The organism is Cupriavidus sp. IDO (assembly GCF_000812465.1).
Classification (GTDB): Bacteria; Pseudomonadota; Gammaproteobacteria; order Burkholderiales; family Burkholderiaceae; genus Cupriavidus.
The window spans coordinates 91,797-105,854 of the sequence record NZ_JWMA01000055.1; the positions used below are offsets into that span (position 1 = coordinate 91,797).

19 protein-coding genes are annotated in these 14,058 nt (G+C 62.2%); all 19 read right to left on the reverse strand.

Annotated features, from left to right (window positions below; genetic code table 11):
• Positions 1–106: 106 nt before the first annotated feature.
• The 19 genes from RM96_RS36335 to RM96_RS17915 all read right to left on the reverse strand — a co-directional run bounded on the left by RM96_RS36335 (position 107) and on the right by RM96_RS17915 (position 13,949).
• Positions 107–1,036: a head decoration protein gene (locus RM96_RS36335; RefSeq protein ID WP_052279564.1), complete on the reverse strand. Its 930-nt coding sequence runs from the start codon at positions 1,034–1,036 to the stop codon at positions 107–109.
• A gap of 27 nt (positions 1,037–1,063) precedes the next feature.
• A complete protein-coding gene (locus tag RM96_RS17830; RefSeq protein WP_052279565.1) occupies positions 1,064–1,666 on the reverse strand; it encodes a hypothetical protein in 603 nt (200 codons plus the stop codon).
• Positions 1,667–1,692: 26 nt separating this feature from the next.
• Entirely contained in the window at positions 1,693–2,571 is an 879-nt protein-coding gene (locus tag RM96_RS17835; RefSeq protein WP_039012458.1) for a S49 family peptidase, read from the reverse strand.
• Positions 2,568–4,235: a phage portal protein gene (locus RM96_RS17840; protein ID WP_039012459.1), complete on the reverse strand. Its 1,668-nt coding sequence runs from the start codon at positions 4,233–4,235 to the stop codon at positions 2,568–2,570. The genes RM96_RS17835 and RM96_RS17840 overlap by 4 nt, the downstream gene beginning before the upstream one ends.
• Positions 4,236–4,481, reverse strand: a complete 246-nt coding sequence (gene gpW / locus RM96_RS17845; RefSeq protein WP_039012461.1) for a gpW family head-tail joining protein — start codon at positions 4,479–4,481, stop codon at positions 4,236–4,238.
• 8 nt (positions 4,482–4,489) lie between these two features.
• Positions 4,490–6,643 (reverse strand): phage terminase large subunit family protein, encoded by a 2,154-nt coding sequence (locus tag RM96_RS17850; RefSeq protein WP_338011417.1) that lies wholly within the window; start codon positions 6,641–6,643, stop codon positions 4,490–4,492.
• On the reverse strand, positions 6,579–7,199 hold the full coding sequence (locus tag RM96_RS17855; protein ID WP_039012462.1) for a hypothetical protein: 621 nt from the start codon (positions 7,197–7,199) through the stop codon (positions 6,579–6,581). The genes RM96_RS17850 and RM96_RS17855 overlap by 65 nt, the downstream gene beginning before the upstream one ends.
• Positions 7,200–7,314: 115 nt before the next feature.
• Positions 7,315–7,938, reverse strand: coding sequence for a hypothetical protein (locus tag RM96_RS17860; protein WP_039012463.1), 624 nt, complete (start codon positions 7,936–7,938; stop codon positions 7,315–7,317).
• 1 nt (position 7,939) lies between these two features.
• A complete protein-coding gene (locus RM96_RS17865; protein ID WP_039012465.1) occupies positions 7,940–8,239 on the reverse strand; it encodes a hypothetical protein in 300 nt (99 codons plus the stop codon).
• Positions 8,240–8,617: 378 nt separating this feature from the next.
• Positions 8,618–8,899: a hypothetical protein gene (locus RM96_RS17870; protein WP_039012466.1), complete on the reverse strand. Its 282-nt coding sequence runs from the start codon at positions 8,897–8,899 to the stop codon at positions 8,618–8,620.
• A 63-nt stretch (positions 8,900–8,962) separates the two neighbouring features.
• Entirely contained in the window at positions 8,963–9,199 is a 237-nt protein-coding gene (locus RM96_RS17875) for a hypothetical protein (protein ID WP_039012468.1), read from the reverse strand.
• Positions 9,200–9,385: 186 nt separating this feature from the next.
• The gene (locus tag RM96_RS17880; RefSeq protein ID WP_039012469.1) at positions 9,386–9,793 is read right to left on the reverse strand and encodes a phage protein NinX family protein; all 408 of its coding nucleotides are present in this window, start codon (positions 9,791–9,793) and stop codon (positions 9,386–9,388) included.
• Positions 9,790–10,041 carry a hypothetical protein gene (locus tag RM96_RS17885; RefSeq protein ID WP_039012470.1) on the reverse strand — a complete coding sequence of 84 codons (252 nt, stop codon included), beginning with the start codon at positions 10,039–10,041 and terminating at the stop codon, positions 9,790–9,792. Before RM96_RS17885 ends, RM96_RS17880 begins: the two co-directional genes overlap by 4 nt.
• Before the next feature lie 50 nt (positions 10,042–10,091).
• Positions 10,092–10,544, reverse strand: coding sequence for a hypothetical protein (locus tag RM96_RS17890; RefSeq protein ID WP_039012471.1), 453 nt, complete (start codon positions 10,542–10,544; stop codon positions 10,092–10,094).
• Positions 10,541–10,936, reverse strand: coding sequence for a hypothetical protein (locus RM96_RS36340; protein WP_052279566.1), 396 nt, complete (start codon positions 10,934–10,936; stop codon positions 10,541–10,543). Before RM96_RS36340 ends, RM96_RS17890 begins: the two co-directional genes overlap by 4 nt.
• A gap of 10 nt (positions 10,937–10,946) precedes the next feature.
• Positions 10,947–11,831, reverse strand: a complete 885-nt coding sequence (locus RM96_RS17900) for a DUF551 domain-containing protein (RefSeq protein WP_039012473.1) — start codon at positions 11,829–11,831, stop codon at positions 10,947–10,949.
• The gene (locus tag RM96_RS17905) at positions 11,831–12,232 is read right to left on the reverse strand and encodes a hypothetical protein (protein ID WP_039012474.1); all 402 of its coding nucleotides are present in this window, start codon (positions 12,230–12,232) and stop codon (positions 11,831–11,833) included. The genes RM96_RS17900 and RM96_RS17905 overlap by 1 nt, the downstream gene beginning before the upstream one ends.
• Entirely contained in the window at positions 12,232–13,551 is a 1,320-nt protein-coding gene (locus tag RM96_RS36345) for a hypothetical protein (protein ID WP_052279567.1), read from the reverse strand. Before RM96_RS36345 ends, RM96_RS17905 begins: the two co-directional genes overlap by 1 nt.
• Positions 13,548–13,949, reverse strand: a complete 402-nt coding sequence (locus tag RM96_RS17915) for a hypothetical protein (RefSeq protein WP_039012475.1) — start codon at positions 13,947–13,949, stop codon at positions 13,548–13,550. The genes RM96_RS36345 and RM96_RS17915 overlap by 4 nt, the downstream gene beginning before the upstream one ends.
• Positions 13,950–14,058 lie beyond the last annotated feature (109 nt).

Below are 14,058 nucleotides of genomic sequence, written 5' to 3' on the forward strand. Positions count from 1 at the left end.
CTTGTTCCTTTCGGGGAAAAAGAAAAGCCGCCTTGCTGGCGGCCTATTGATTTGCGGAAACGAAAAAGCCGCCCGGAGGCGGCTTGCTGGTCAGATCAGTTGCGCGTTACCGCGGCTGGATGCCGAGGGCCTTCAGCTGCGCCAGCGCGGCCGTGATCGCGGCGGCGCTCATGCCAGTCGGCCACACCAGTTCGGAGGAGTTCACTTCGCACTGACGGACGACCACGGCGCATGGCTTGTCGACGGTCGTGACGTCCTTGGTGGCAAACAGAACGCCGCTGGGAACCTGCGAACCGTCCACGTTGGCCGGGTCGAAAGGTTTGTACTTGCCAGAGCCAGCCGCTACCGTCACAGCGAAGCTATCTCCCGGAACGAAAGCGGTACCGCCGGCGGTGATCGTGAACGACAGGCCGCCTGCCTTGAAGGCGACGCCGGTCGTACCGTGGCCAACTTCCGCGCCCGTCGGATCGGACACGATGAAGTGGGTCGCATCGTCGAACTCGACAGCGTAGACACCCACCTTGGCGGCATAGCCAGCGGCGGTCAGCGAGCCCAGCGTGCCGTTACCGGTGTTGGCACCAGCGGCCGAGGTAATGCCCGGGTTGCCAGGCGCAGCGGTGGTCGTGACGGTGAAGGTGTCGCCGGCCACGAAGGCGGTTCCGCCGGCGGTGATCGTGAAGCCGACACCGAGGGCGCTGAATGCGACGCCGGTCGAGCCGGTTGCGGTCTGGCCGTCCGGCGCAGTGACCGTAAAGGCCGTCGCTGCGGTGAAAAGAATGTTGTAGACACCGATCATCGTTGCCGGCGCAGCCTGCGGGGTGATCGCGCCGAACGTGCCGTTGCCGGTGTTCGCGCCGAGCGCCGCAGCGGCGGCGGTGACAGCCGACGTCACGGTGCCGAGCACAGTGCCAGCCAGAACCTTGACGCCGCCGGTCAGCGTGCCCTGATCGATGGACTGATGGCCGTTGGCCTGCGAGACGATAAAGCCGCCGTTATGGAGTGTCTCCTGAAACGGCGTGTAAGTGGGGTTACCCATGGTTCAGTTCCTTTCGGACGAAAGTGTTTAGCGGCGGGAAGGATTGGCGGCCTTCAGGTTTGCGTCCCAGCGCGCCGCCATGGCCTGCTGAGGCGATTGCTTGGCCGCGCTGACGCCGATACCCGGGTTGCGAGCGGCGCGATCCGAGTTTCCAGCGGCGGCCGGCGTGCCTTCCAGCGTGGCGATCGCCTCGGCGCGCGTCATGCGCGTCTTGAATGCCAGGTTGGCGGCCAGGACCGGATTGCGTGCGGCGGCCTTCGAGGCAAAGATCGCGGCGCAACGAGCCTGCTCACGGCGACGGGCGCGCGCGGCTGCGCTCTTGCCGCGCATTTCGCCGTCATCGTCTTCAGCGTCCGGGTCGCTGTCCTCGTCCTCTTCGGCCTTGGCGTCCTTCTTCTCGTCCTCTTCCTCGGCCTTTTTCTTGTCGTCCTCGTCGTCCTCGGCCTTGGCAGACTTGCCGTCTTCCTTCTTGTCGTCTTCCGACTCGGCCTTGGCCTTTTCCTTCTCTTCTTCCTCGTCTTCGGCCTTGGCGTCCTTCTTCTCTTCGTCGTCCTCGGCCTTGGCCTTTGCGGACAAACCGGCGAGATGGGCGAACGAGAGCCCGCGCGCCGCGAGGGTGCGAATACTCATATTTGGAACCTCTTGGGTGGGGAGTGTCAGCCCAGCTCAGCGAGCAGGGATCGAAACGCCTCGTCCGGCGCCATCACGGCGTCGGCGAAGCCGATCTCGACGCCGGCGGCGCCGAGAAACGTTGTGGCCTGCGTGTCGCGGACAACATCGACAGATAGGCCGCGATTGCGGGCGACGGTAGCGACAAATAGCTCGCCCATCTCGTCGACGTCAGCCTGGAATCGCTCCAGAGCCTCCTTCGACAGAGGGGTGAACTGGTTTCCGTCTGCCTTGCGGTCGCCGTACTTGATGATCGTCACAGCCAGACCGGCCTTGTCGATAGCCTTGCTCTGATCGAGGTGCATGCAGATCACGCCGACCGAGCCCGTACCGCCTGTTCGCGGAACGGTGATCTGCTCGCATGCGCTGGCCAAAGCATATGCCGCGCTGTACGCGCATTCACTCAGGATTGCCAGTGTCGGCTTGATGCTCCGCGAGTTGTAGATCAGGTCGGCCAGGTCAAAGCAGCCCGCTACCTCGCCACCTGGTGAGTCCACTGACAGGACGATGGCCTTGACCTCATCATCATTCAGTGCCGCGAGGAAGTTATGGCGGATCGCGTTGTATCCGAGCATCCCCGAGTATGGCCGCAGGTTGCTGCTCTTTTGGACCAGCGTCCCGGAGACGTCGATGATTGCGACACCTTGGCTCAGATCGTAGGGAGTTTCCTCGTAGGCCTCGCTATCGCCGTCGTCCGATTCGTCCCAGGCCATGGGCTTGACGATAACCGGCGCGTCGCCGGCAAACGAGATTTCACCGATACCGAAGCGGCTAGCAAGAGCCTTCGCGATAACCTGGCCTTTCAGCGGGTGAATCGCTACCGGCACATCGAAGATCCGCGCCGCGGCAAATGGATAGTTCTTCATTGCGGTTGGGGCTCCTCTTCCGGCCCGGATGCTTCAGCTGCGGCATCGCCAAACCATTTCGGTGGCGGCAAGCCAAGGCGCTTGAACTCGGCAACCTCGATCGAGCGCTGGTGCAATACCTCTTCCCAATCAAGGCCCTGCTCCGCGCACTCGCGCTTCAGGGTAGACAGACCGCCATCAAGCCCGAGAATCGCGCCCTGCTTTTCCTTCACTGGATCGACCCAGCCCCGGGCCACGCCAAGCCAGTCGCAGCGCGCGTACGCCGTTGCGGCTTCAACAAAGTCAGGGGAATTGCGCGGAAGCACCTCGTCCAAGTCACCGCGCTCCATCACTTCCTGCAGCCAGGTGGCATACATGGGCGTCGCGGTTCCGACCTTGAACTCGGTGTTCCGCCGGGACAGCGTCTTCCAGCTCTCAAGCAAGGCCGCCCGGGCGCTCGAATAGTTCGTCTTCGACCAGTCCTGCGTGATCTGTTCGGCAGAAACGCCCAGGGCAGCCGCGAGCGAGCGCAGCATTTCGTGAGCGAACTCACCGAAACCGCTGTGCGGGTGCGCCGCGGCGACCTGCTTGATCTCCTCGCCAGGCGCCAGGGTCGGCACGCGGACGTTGTTCAGCATCGCCGGCCGCTCTCTCGCCCAGTCGGCGCGAAGATCCTGGTAGAAACCAAGCTCCCCGCCGTCCGAGTCCATGGCGGATTCGATCATTGCCGGGTCGAACGGACTCGTCACGTACGTGCCAAAGATCGTGGCCACCGTGGCAGCCTGCAGCTCCACGCCGTAGTACCGCGCAAGCATCTTCGCGTGCTTGAGAACCGGGGTGAATACGCCGATGCCGCGGTGCTGGCCGGCGCGGTCGCGCTCGAAGTCGTGGATCACGCGCCGCCAGCCGTCCGGATCTTCGCGCTCGATGCGCTCCCATACCATCGACTCGACGGCGTTGTACCAGTCGTTCTGCTCGGCCTTGCGGATGTGATAAGCAATCGGCACGCCGTCATCGTCAATCTCCACGCCGCCGCGCAGGTTCCGCGTATCCATCATCTGATACGGGTTCGACAGGCGGTCAGGATCGACAAGCAGGAACGCCGTCGCATACTTCGCCGCACCGCGGCCGATGCGCTCTGGCTTCCAGTACGAGACGACCAAGCTATCGCCATCGACCAGCTTGTGCCTCAGGCCAAGGCGAAGCATTTGCGAGATCGTCAGCTCGCGCGTGACGTCGTTGTAATGGCCAAGGTCTTCCGAATAGCCACGCCAAAGTGCCTCGACAGCGCGGCGGAATTCGTCCGCCCACGTCGCATCGAACCCTTTCGCGTACATCGAAAGGGCCAGATAGTCGGGGTTCGCGGACAACCGTAGGTGTGCGCCAACCGTGTTGTCCAGGATGCGGGTGATGCCACCGCTGGCCCAGCCGTCGTTGCGAGCCAGATCCCTGTGACGCGCAACCATCTGGTCGCGGTACACGTTGATTTCCGAATCCGGCGAGCGAATCCAGGGCTGCCAGTTCCCCATCTCGGGCGTCTGGTTGCTCGACGCCTCATAGGGATAGGCATTTGAGTACGGCGGCACGGAGAGCACCGTACCCCCCAACCCAGTATCAGCGCGCGCACGACCGCCGGCCGGCAGATCCCCGAAGGGCTTGCCGGAAGAATCGACGATGAGTGACATTTAGAAGAGAATCCTTCGCGCGCGCGGATAGCAGGAGATGAGGCCCAATGCTTTTTGGAGCATCAGGATGCTTCGTTGAATCTGTGCAATGTCGCTCTGCTGATATGTGACCGACTTCGTCCCGTCGCCTTGGCTGTAGGTGCCGGTCACGATCTTCGCGCCGGCCGACAGATCGAAGTAGGCCGCCTGCAGCGCGGCCAACCTCGATTGCATGTCGGCGGTACTCATTCCGTCAGTGATGGCCATTTCCGTTCCTATGCGAGGCGATCCGTCAGTTTCTTCCTGACGGGCTTTGCTTCTGGCGTCGTCGGCGCCTGTTCTGGGGATTGCTCAGCGGGCTGCCTAGGCGCCCAAACCTGCTGAACGGCGTCATAGTCGAGCGGCATAGCGACGAGATCGGCCCGCCGGTTCAGCTTCAACCCAAGATGAGTTAGACCACACAGCGCAGCATAGGCATACACACGGCAGTCGAGCGCCTCGTTTGCGCGCCCAGACGGCAACTCCCAGACCCGGTACTTATGGCCATTCGTGACTTTCACGACCGAGCGCTCAGACGTCAGTTGCTCGAAATACCCGATGTCCCGATCGCTCGGAAAGTGCATGAAGCCGGGGCCGTGCTCCTCAAGGTGCAGTCGATTGCGGATCGTGTCCTTCGCCGCGTTCACGCCGAGGATCACCGGGCGGAACGATGCTTTGGTCTTCCGGGTTGGTTTCTTGATGGGCCAGACCGGGTTGCGCTTGCCGCTGACAGCCGACTCGCCCTTGATCGCCCAGACCTTCCGGCCGAGCCGCGCCTTCGAGAAGTCATAGACTTTCTGGGTGTGATTGCCGCCCGAGTCATGGCACACCGCCATTACTTCGAACCCGCGGCCATCGGCGCGATACCAGATACGCTTCAGGTAGTCATCCAGCCGGCCCCATGGATCGGGCGTTTCCATATCGCCCTCGATCACCTCGTAATCGATCGACCAGCTTTCCTCGTTGCGACCCCAACCGACAACTTCGCATTCGAAGCGATCGCCCTGAGTGTCGACGCCGACGGTGATCACTGCAACGCCATCCGGCACCTCGGCCGCCCAAACCTCGCCGCGCGCAACGAGCGCCTCGAGGCGCAACGCCTTACCCGAGTTCGGGCGATAAGGCAGCCCGGCCTGCGTATTCCACCAGGTCTGCTTCTTCTCTTCGTCCGCGCCCGCGGCTAGCCACTTCGCGGCAATGTCAGAAGGCTTGTCCTTCTGCCAGGGGCTGAACATCTTGCTGGCCTGGAACCCAGCATGCTCGTTGTCGACCTTCCATTCGCCGCATTCAGGGCATTTGGCGCGATAGACCGCATGGCGGTCACTCTCCCACCAGTCCCACACCACGGCTATTGCTGCGTCGGTGGTTGACTTGCGCGAGTCTTCCGGACCGCGCCATGCGCGCTCGTATGCATCCAGTGGAACATGCCGAGCGCCGCAGCACTCGAATGGCCGCGTCTGATGCCAACGCGCCGTCTGTAGCGCGCGAAGCCGGTCACCTTCCGACCAGATCTGGCCGCACGACTCGCAGGAGATACGAGCCGTCTTCGGGAAATGCTCGACGACGTTACCGCTTTCGTCGCGACGCTTTTCCCATTCAACGTGCTTGAAGAAGTCCGGAAACATCCGGTGACCGCAGTGGGGGCACGTCATGGATGCGCGCCGCTGGTCCGACTCCTTATAGCTGGCCTCGATGCGGCTTTCATCCTCGACCGTGGGTGAGCACGCCCGAATCGACAGCCAGTTGACGCCAAACGTCGCGGTACGTTCTTCGGCCAGCGCAATCGGCTCGCCTTCGCGCGTCACCGGGTACTTGTCGACCTCATCCGCCAGGATCACCCGCACCGGCCGTCGCGCAAGGTTGTCCGGGCTGCCAGCGCCGGCCAGCGCCAGAAAGCCGCCGGGGAACGCCTTGAACAGCAGGGTTTCGTCTGCGTTGCGCGTCTTGCTGGTACCGACCAGATCACGCAAGGCTGGCGTAACCCGGATGAGCGGGCTGATCCGCTCCTTACTGAATTGCTCCGCCGCATCCTCTTTCGGCTGCAGCAGCAGAATCGGGCATGGATCCAGGTGCGCGAAGTACCCGAACACATTCTCGAGCAATGCTGTCTTCAGCAGCTGGGTGCTCACCATTGTGGTGATCACGTGCACGCCAGGCTCGGTAACTGCAAGCATCGGCCCGCGCGCGATCTCGACCGTCGCTGTCGACCAGTTGCCAGATGTACTCCCGGCTTCCTTGGCCAGCTTCCGGTACCGGTCCGCCCACTCGGGCACACTGATACGGGGCGGCGGCGTCCATGCCTTGCGCACAGACGCGCGGAGCCAATCAACCTTCTCGCTCCGAGAAATTGGCCTCCGGCTCGCCGAGTTGGGCGATTTGCTTATGGACATGCGCTGTAAGGGCCTCAGTTACCCGATCGGCCTCAACGCCCAGGTCGGCAGCCAGGATCGGCCCGACCCGTGTCGGCCAGTTCAGCCATGCGTCACGCTGTGCCCGGAACTCCTCGAAGAGGATTGCAGTTGCGGTTTCAAGATCGACAAGCGAACCGGACTTCTGTTCGTACTCGAGCTGGCGAAGCAGCGCGAGGTAATTCTCTTTCCTCTGAAGGGCGGTCGCGTAATCGACCATATCGACATCGCCCGACTTGATCAGGCGATCAGCCGCGCCGGCCAGATCCTCGTCGTCGCCGACCTTCAGCGGCGCTTCGGTTCGCGCCGGCTCCGGAGTGCGAACAGGCTGCGAACTGTTCGCAGGGGTGTTCGCACCGGTGTTCGCAGTGTTCGCACCCTTCGCGTTGGCCTCGCGCCAGGCCGTTCCAACGAGAGAAGCGTCCAGCCCGTTCTCCCCGGAAAGCCGCAGCCTGCCTTGCTTTACAGCCCTCCGAACCAGCGTGTCCGAGCATCCTTCGCGGCGCGCAAACTCGCGGATGGAAATGGGGGTTGTCATACAAGTGCGAACAGGTGCGAACACCTTTCAAAGTTCATAGCTGGGGGAAAATCGGGGTGCGCAATTGCCCCCGCTGCATTAGGGAGGGGGAAGGACCCGCCGCATGCCTATCGCGTCACCTCTTGGCCGTAGCCACCGCCCGCGCCAGCGCTGCGCCGAGCTCACGCCTGAACGACGCGCCAACCACCTTGCGGGCCAGGTCTTGATACCCGAGCCGCTGCTTCGCCTCGTGCGCGTCCTGGAACTTGACCAGCAACTTCAGGCCAGCCTTCTTGCCGCGCGTCGCCTTGGACCGCTGCCACACACCGTCCACCTCACCAGCGCTGGTCTTGACCTTCCCGATGAAGACATTCTTCTTCGCGGCCAGTCGCTTCACCGTCGTGCGCGGCAGGTTGCCGTACTGGTTGACCTTCTGGCCAACCGGCTTGATCAGGGCGCGCGCGTTCAGCTTGTTCGGGCCACCAGCCTCATATGGAAGCAGATACGCCGCAGCGATGTCCTTGACATACACCATCGCCGTCAGGCTGCTCTTGTTGGCCAGCTTGACGCTTACAGAGTTCAGCGTGAAGGGCGTCGGCTTGTCCAAAACCTTCGCCATGTTCTCCCGCTCAGCTGCCTGCAGTTTCTTCGCCACGGCGTTGATCGCCTGTGCCGTGGCGAACGGCAGTTGCTTTACTGCCAGTGCGTCGAGCTGCTTGTTCAGCGCCTTTACGTCGAACCGCACTGAGATGTCGAGCATGCTACGGCCTCGGCCAGGCGGCAGGGATCACGTCAGACTCCGGCTCCGTCGCGTACAACGGGACATCCCCCATCGTGCGCGATGGCGAGCCTGGGGGGAATGCCGTCACGGACACGATCGCAAGCGCGCCACCAAGACCAAAACTTTCCTCTTCGATGCCTGTAACGATGGCAGCCACCGTGCGCCGGCCATTCAGCCAGAGCGACGAGCGCATCAGAACGGTCTCGCCAATGAGCGTTACGCCCGGTTCCCTGGCCGCCTCGGACGCCCCGGTCTTTGCGGTTTTCGCGGTTTTTGCCATATCGCTGATCGCCTCAAGAGGATTCGCGCCAGGCAAGAGCGAAGCGCCACAAACCCGCCAGCACCGAGATTGCGGAAATAAAAAAAGCCCGCTCGGCGCCGCCGGCAGGCACAAACCCAGGCGCAAGCCTGAGAGGAGACAACTGTGTCGCTGGCGTAACGTTAAGCGGGGAACCTAGGCTTAGCGTTACGCCAGCAGAACATTGGGGGAGGATGGCGCGGGCTCATCTCGCGCATGCCGGTGATCAGTCCGGCGAAGCTTGCTCCCTTCACCCTCAGCGAAACGGACAAGCCGTTGGCACGCTCGGTGCCCGATCACCCGGCCGCGCCGGCACTCTTCCGCTTCGCTGAGGAGGCTCCTGAAGGAGCCCGGTAACACTTAAACCGATGCGCACATGCGCCAACGTGGCATCACCACGGGGCGTCCACGTTTGGCTGCGCGCAAATGGAACGTCTCGCGGGCGTTCAGGCCTGCCATGGGCCGCGTATCGGCGAGCGCCAGATGCGCCGGCTTGCCGACGACGGAACGAGCCCAGTCGACGACTTTGGAAACGAAATACCGGATCGTGTCGGTCACGGCTTCCGCGACAGTGACAACGAACACTCGAAGCGCGGTGGTGACGCGAGACCAGGTGGTGATGGAGCTGTAAGTGATTACCATGGTTACCTTTCGGGGAAGACGAGGGACGGCTCGCATGGGGGAGCCAACCAGATGCCACCAGGCTTACGCCGGCGTGAAATCGATGTAGATCTCGGCGCCCAGCTTGAAATGCTTGGCTGCCTCATCGTTGATCGTCATCAGCTTGATCGAGCCGCCGGGGGTGGCTGCGTAGAAGCCCTCGTTCTCTTTCGAGCCTGACGTCACCGGCTGCATCTCCACTTCGTGGATATGCCCCTTGGCTTTGTCCCAGTGCTCGACTTGGGCGAGGCGGGTCACTTTGAATTTCGCGCGAACGGTCATGGTTGTTCCTTGGCGTGCCAGGCTGGGCGGACACCGCGCGCGAGCCCACACCCCACAGCAGGAAGCAGTAGGTCGGCAGGAACATGGCGGGCTCCAATGCAAAAAGCCCGCTGGCTTTCACCTAGCGGGCTTACTTTGGGCGCACCTCGCGCCCCACGTCGTCAATATATCAAAGAGATTTTTGTTTTACAAGCTTGGTTTTTCTGACACTTCGTCGCCAAACTTGCTGGCAACGAAGGCGCGCATGGCGGCAACCAGTGGCGTCGAGCCCTCCATGCCGTCGAGGCCACCAACATCAACGACCCCCAGTTCAACGTCGTAGTATCCGTGATCTGCAACGGCTGGGTGAGCAGCCTTGTATCCTGAGTCGCATGCCCAAAGTGCAATTCGCTCGCGCGCGATGATTGGGCCGCCCGTGTCCCAGTTTTCCGACGGCGCCCAGCTAGCCAGAGGCGACCGTCCTTCGATTTCGCCGCCGACACCATATTGCTCCACGATTGCGTCGTCCGGCCCAGTGGATTGGAGGGTCAGATTCCCCTCCGCTCGTGCTACCCAATAGTCCAGCAGCGCCCCTTCCAGTTCAGATACCTTCATCGCCTCTCCCCGTCCGGCCGCGCCATGTCATCCCGAAATGCGAAATCAAGCCCGCACTGGCCCCAATCCTCGCCCTCGTGGTTCTTGCATCCCTTGTTTGAACAGTAGCCCCAATAGTCCGTGCCCCACGGTTCCACGCTCATCTCATCGTTGCAGCAGACGTGGATGATCGGCCAGCCGCAGGCTTTGCAATACAGGTTTGGCGCAAGCCTGGCTGTGTTATGCGGCTTCGCTTTCACTTCGCTCATACCCATCTCCTCTCACCATTGGCGACGCAATACACTGCTATCGAGGCACATCAATCCCGATACTCAATCTCGAAGTCATCGACCTCAATCGCATCACCACACTTCAACTCGGGTATCCCAGCGTCTGGGTATGCGCGCTGGAGAAACAGGCTCAGATTGCAGTCACAGCCATAATTTCCATCGAAGAACATATATTCTGCGCCGTAGGCTTCGTATCCGTACCCGAAGTCGTACTCGTAAGGGTAACGCTGGCCATCATAGACGAGCGTCATCTTTGCGATGGTCCGCTTCATCGCCAATGGGCCATCGCTCTCACTAAAGCACACGATCTGGCCGGCAGCTTTGGCAAAGAGCGACACTTCAGCCTTGAAGATTGCCCGATCTTCCGGCGTCGCGAACCAGTAGTTGCGCTCAGGGCCAAACTTCGCCGTCGCCAGACCATCATTATTGATCTCGCCCCAAAAAAACAGGTGGTACTCGCCAGCTTTCATCATTTCCGTCACGGCGCGACTCCGACATCCCACTCATTGGTCTCTGGCCCATCCTCCCCAACCTTGGCCTCTGCGACCCACGCATCATATCCCTCCCCGAGAAGCGCCCGACACATCTGGTCGATGACCCAAGTCTTGTGGTGTTCGCCGTCTATCCCTCCATACCTGAAGGCCATGTCAAGCGCCGCGTCGCCGCGCGCCTCGGCCCGCTCCAGCCGCTCGATGAGCTCGATCACGACGACCGGGTTGGCGGCAGCGATGTAGCGTGCGTGCTCGAAGTCACGCCCTTGCGCCAACTGATCCTCACCGCCATCGACATCCCGGACGATGGTTCCGTATGCCTCCCACCGTCCCGGCGTCACCGCCAGCGCCGCCACCTTGATCTGTTCTAGGTTCAGTTCCATCTCCGTCCTCTCAGTCTTGGTAACGAGGATACGTCTTTGCCAGCGGGCTGAGGTCGGATTCGTCGGGAGCAGCTGGCAGCGGCATCCAGTGCGATGGCATTTGCTCTTCCCAGGCAGGCTCTTCTCCATCGCTTCCGTCGTAGAAGCAATCTACGTAAGTATGCCCTTCCCGGAAGCACAGCGTGAAGACGCAGTCACCCTCGGGAAGCCGCTCAGTCACCGGAATCCACCCCTCCGGCTCGGCCTGGGCCTGGCGCGGGCGGCTTGCCATGCGATCTGCATGTGATAGTGCGCACTCGTTTTCCGTTGATGGCAGGCTCTCGCGGAGAGCCTTCAGCCATGCATTGCGACCTTCGGTGCGCTCGATTTCCTCTCGATGCATTTGCTCGGAGCGCTCCGCCAGCCTGCTATTGGAATCAATCTGTGCCGCTCTCCAGTCGCATCCCGTCTGCTTGGCCGGGTCTTGCCAGCAGGAAGCATCACAGTCGGACCGGATGGAGGATTCAAGCTGCTCCAGCATGAATGCCTTGAATCCTTCATGGTCAGGTGTTGGCGGCAGCCATTCGCGCACCTGCTCGAGCATGGCTTCGTATTTGGCCTGCAAATCCACCGATTCCTGACGATACCCTGCATACCGCGCGCACATTGCCTGGTGATCGGCTTCGGCCTCACACTCGGCCTCAGCATCTGAAAGGCCTCGCAAGCGCTGAACTTCCGCGCGGGCCGCCTCCGCCTTCTTGGTATAGAAATCAGACGGCTCGAAGCGTTCCGGGATAGGCGAGTCGATAGGTTCGTCCCGCATCATGATCAGCGCGCCCATTGCGCGTGCGCAGGTCATGACAAAGACATTGAAAGGGATGCCCTTGGAAATGGCTGCTGTGTAGCCCGTCGGCATTATTTCGGCTCCTTGATGGTCTCGGCTGCCAGTGGCGTGGCGCTCATGGCGGCCAGCGTGGATTTCATGCGCTCGACTTCCGCTGGGTTCTCGTCGCGCCATTGCTGCCAGCTCGCGTGCTCCAGCTTCCATACAATCCAATCCGGGTGGTCTGGCTTGGCGATGAATGGACTATGACCATCCATGCATTGCGCACACCGTATAGGCCCCTTCGCAACATAAAGGTGGTTGGCGCAGAAGTAGAGCCCGCAGCCGCTTTCCCCGCCGTATGGCTCGCCGCCGCAGATATGCGCCAAGCCCCGGTCGATCTTCTTGTTGCAGTCGGGGTGGTCGCAGATGGCAGGCACGCCGTAGCCAATGTCCCGGCTCCAGTTACTGTCATATCCGAGGCTCCAGCCCATCACGCACCCTCCTTGCTGGCGCTCATGGCGGCGCGGTCCAAGCGCTCGATCTCTGCCAAGATCAGGGCGCCGGAGCGGACCAGGTTGCTGCGGTAGTCCTTCGGCTTCCACCACTCGGCGGCCCACGGCCAGTTCGGAGGTGGATTGCCAGGTGTTGGGTAATGGTGGCGGCCCTGCGTGGCATAGCAGCCTGCAGCGCTAGACATATCACCGTGGATGTACTTGTCGTCATGCTCCGGCGTCCAGCCTTCGGATTCGACCTGGCGACGGCGCTCGGCCAGCACGTCTCGTGCGGCTGCGGTCGCCTCTCCCACCTGGTCTGCAGGCGATGCGGCGAGACTGGCCCTATCCCTCCAGCCACACATATAGGCGTTTCGCTCTCCGGTTTGGATGGCCCACGGGCATTTCTCGCGCATGGCTTCCATCTGGTGAATCTCACCATCCGCCAGCGCGGCAGGCGATGCGCCAGAAAGGCCCAGCCTCGCCTCACGCGCCTTGCGACGGGCTGCGGACTCCTCTACCTGCCTTCCGGCGGCGGCTAAAGCCTCCATGCGAGGATCAGCAGGCGATGCGCCCGGCGCGTCGCACTTGTCAGCGTCATAGTCCAAGATGCATGGCTTATCCTTCAACTCACCCAGCAGGTATCGAGCGCGGTCGGCCTCATAGCGAACCCGGTCGGGATACTCGGAACGGTCAAGTGTGATCCCATCCCACGCATCGCCGTTGTGCAGGATCGCTGTCCAGTTGCGATTGCCGTTGCTCTCAGGCATCGAGCCATACCAGACCGCCAGTTTTGGCTCAGGCGATGCGTTCGGCGCGACATTCACGCACGAATCGCCATGCGCAGCATGTCCGCACTTGAAACACTTCTCGGCGCTGGCGCTCGGGGCGGCTTGGGCGAGGATGGCGCGGATGCGTTCGATGTTGCCCCTGTTTTCGTTCGCCCTGGCCCGCATGCGGTCGCGCACGACTTCATCGGGCTCGTCTGCAAGCATGTTGTCCCATGCTGCGGCGCTGGCTTCGAGCATGTCGATAATCTGCTGCGTCAGCCCCTTCGCTACGGGAGCGGCTGGCGGCGGAGTCCATCCCATCGCAATCAGGCCGTCACGAACTTTCCCCTCAACATTGGCGGGAGACAGGTCATAGGCCACCGTGACGCGGCTAGTATCCGCCGCCTCGTCTTGCGGTTGCTGCGCCATGGCTCTTCGTTGCCATGCGCATGCTTTCTGCCAGGTATCCCAATGGATGGGATCCGCGCGCCAAGTGAGTTCAGTTTCAAACGCCTCGCGCTCTACCTGCTTCTCGTTCTTCTCGGTCAAGCTGCCTCCTGTGTTCGAATCAGGCCGCGCTTCCGTAACATCGGCAGGAGAGCGGCCTTAGCCTCCTGGTAGTACTCGTGATCCTTGCCGTCTAACCGTGCCGACCGGAACACCTCGGCCTTACAGGCCTTGTTCTTCATGCTCACCTGGATGGCCGCCCGGTGGCGCCAGTCCGCCAGCTCGCTCACGCACACATCTACCTGCTCGGACTGACGCTTGATGGCGGCGCGCTCCTCGAGCTCACGACGCTCGTCCTGGCTGAGCCACTGTTTCGAGATCTGGAAATCCCGGCAGGCCGGATCCGCGCGCCCCGCTCCCAGCGCCGGGGCCCACGATGCCTGCCAGGCGTACCACGCGAGCAGCAGCTCCTCGATCTGTTGGCTCTCGTCTTGCGTCATCCCTATCCCCGTTCGAATAACTCGCACCTACGCCCGTATTCCCGCTTCTTGAACTTGCACTGCCTTGCCGGCTCCCCGGTGGCATCCACGAATGGCGACCGGTGTAGGC

Coding starts and splice junctions, on each gene's coding strand:
- RM96_RS17880 (WP_039012469.1), bottom strand. CDS start 9,793: ATGAAGGTATCTGAACTGGAAGGGGCGCTGCTGGACTATTGGGTAGCA.
- RM96_RS36335 (WP_052279564.1), bottom strand. CDS start 1,036: ATGGGTAACCCCACTTACACGCCGTTTCAGGAGACACTCCATAACGGC.
- RM96_RS17835 (WP_039012458.1), bottom strand. CDS start 2,571: ATGAAGAACTATCCATTTGCCGCGGCGCGGATCTTCGATGTGCCGGTA.
- RM96_RS17905 (WP_039012474.1), bottom strand. CDS start 12,232: ATGGGCTGGAGCCTCGGATATGACAGTAACTGGAGCCGGGACATTGGC.
- gpW (WP_039012461.1), bottom strand. CDS start 4,481: ATGGCCATCACTGACGGAATGAGTACCGCCGACATGCAATCGAGGTTG.
- RM96_RS17900 (WP_039012473.1), bottom strand. CDS start 11,831: ATGCCGACGGGCTACACAGCAGCCATTTCCAAGGGCATCCCTTTCAAT.
- RM96_RS17850 (WP_338011417.1), bottom strand. CDS start 6,643: ATGTCCATAAGCAAATCGCCCAACTCGGCGAGCCGGAGGCCAATTTCT.
- RM96_RS17855 (WP_039012462.1), bottom strand. CDS start 7,199: ATGACAACCCCCATTTCCATCCGCGAGTTTGCGCGCCGCGAAGGATGC.
- RM96_RS36340 (WP_052279566.1), bottom strand. CDS start 10,936: ATGGAACTGAACCTAGAACAGATCAAGGTGGCGGCGCTGGCGGTGACG.
- RM96_RS17840 (WP_039012459.1), bottom strand. CDS start 4,235: ATGTCACTCATCGTCGATTCTTCCGGCAAGCCCTTCGGGGATCTGCCG.
- RM96_RS17915 (WP_039012475.1), bottom strand. CDS start 13,949: ATGACGCAAGACGAGAGCCAACAGATCGAGGAGCTGCTGCTCGCGTGG.
- RM96_RS17885 (WP_039012470.1), bottom strand. CDS start 10,041: ATGAGCGAAGTGAAAGCGAAGCCGCATAACACAGCCAGGCTTGCGCCA.
- RM96_RS17870 (WP_039012466.1), bottom strand. CDS start 8,899: ATGGTAATCACTTACAGCTCCATCACCACCTGGTCTCGCGTCACCACC.
- RM96_RS17875 (WP_039012468.1), bottom strand. CDS start 9,199: ATGACCGTTCGCGCGAAATTCAAAGTGACCCGCCTCGCCCAAGTCGAG.
- RM96_RS17830 (WP_052279565.1), bottom strand. CDS start 1,666: ATGAGTATTCGCACCCTCGCGGCGCGCGGGCTCTCGTTCGCCCATCTC.
- RM96_RS17860 (WP_039012463.1), bottom strand. CDS start 7,938: ATGCTCGACATCTCAGTGCGGTTCGACGTAAAGGCGCTGAACAAGCAG.
- RM96_RS17865 (WP_039012465.1), bottom strand. CDS start 8,239: ATGGCAAAAACCGCGAAAACCGCAAAGACCGGGGCGTCCGAGGCGGCC.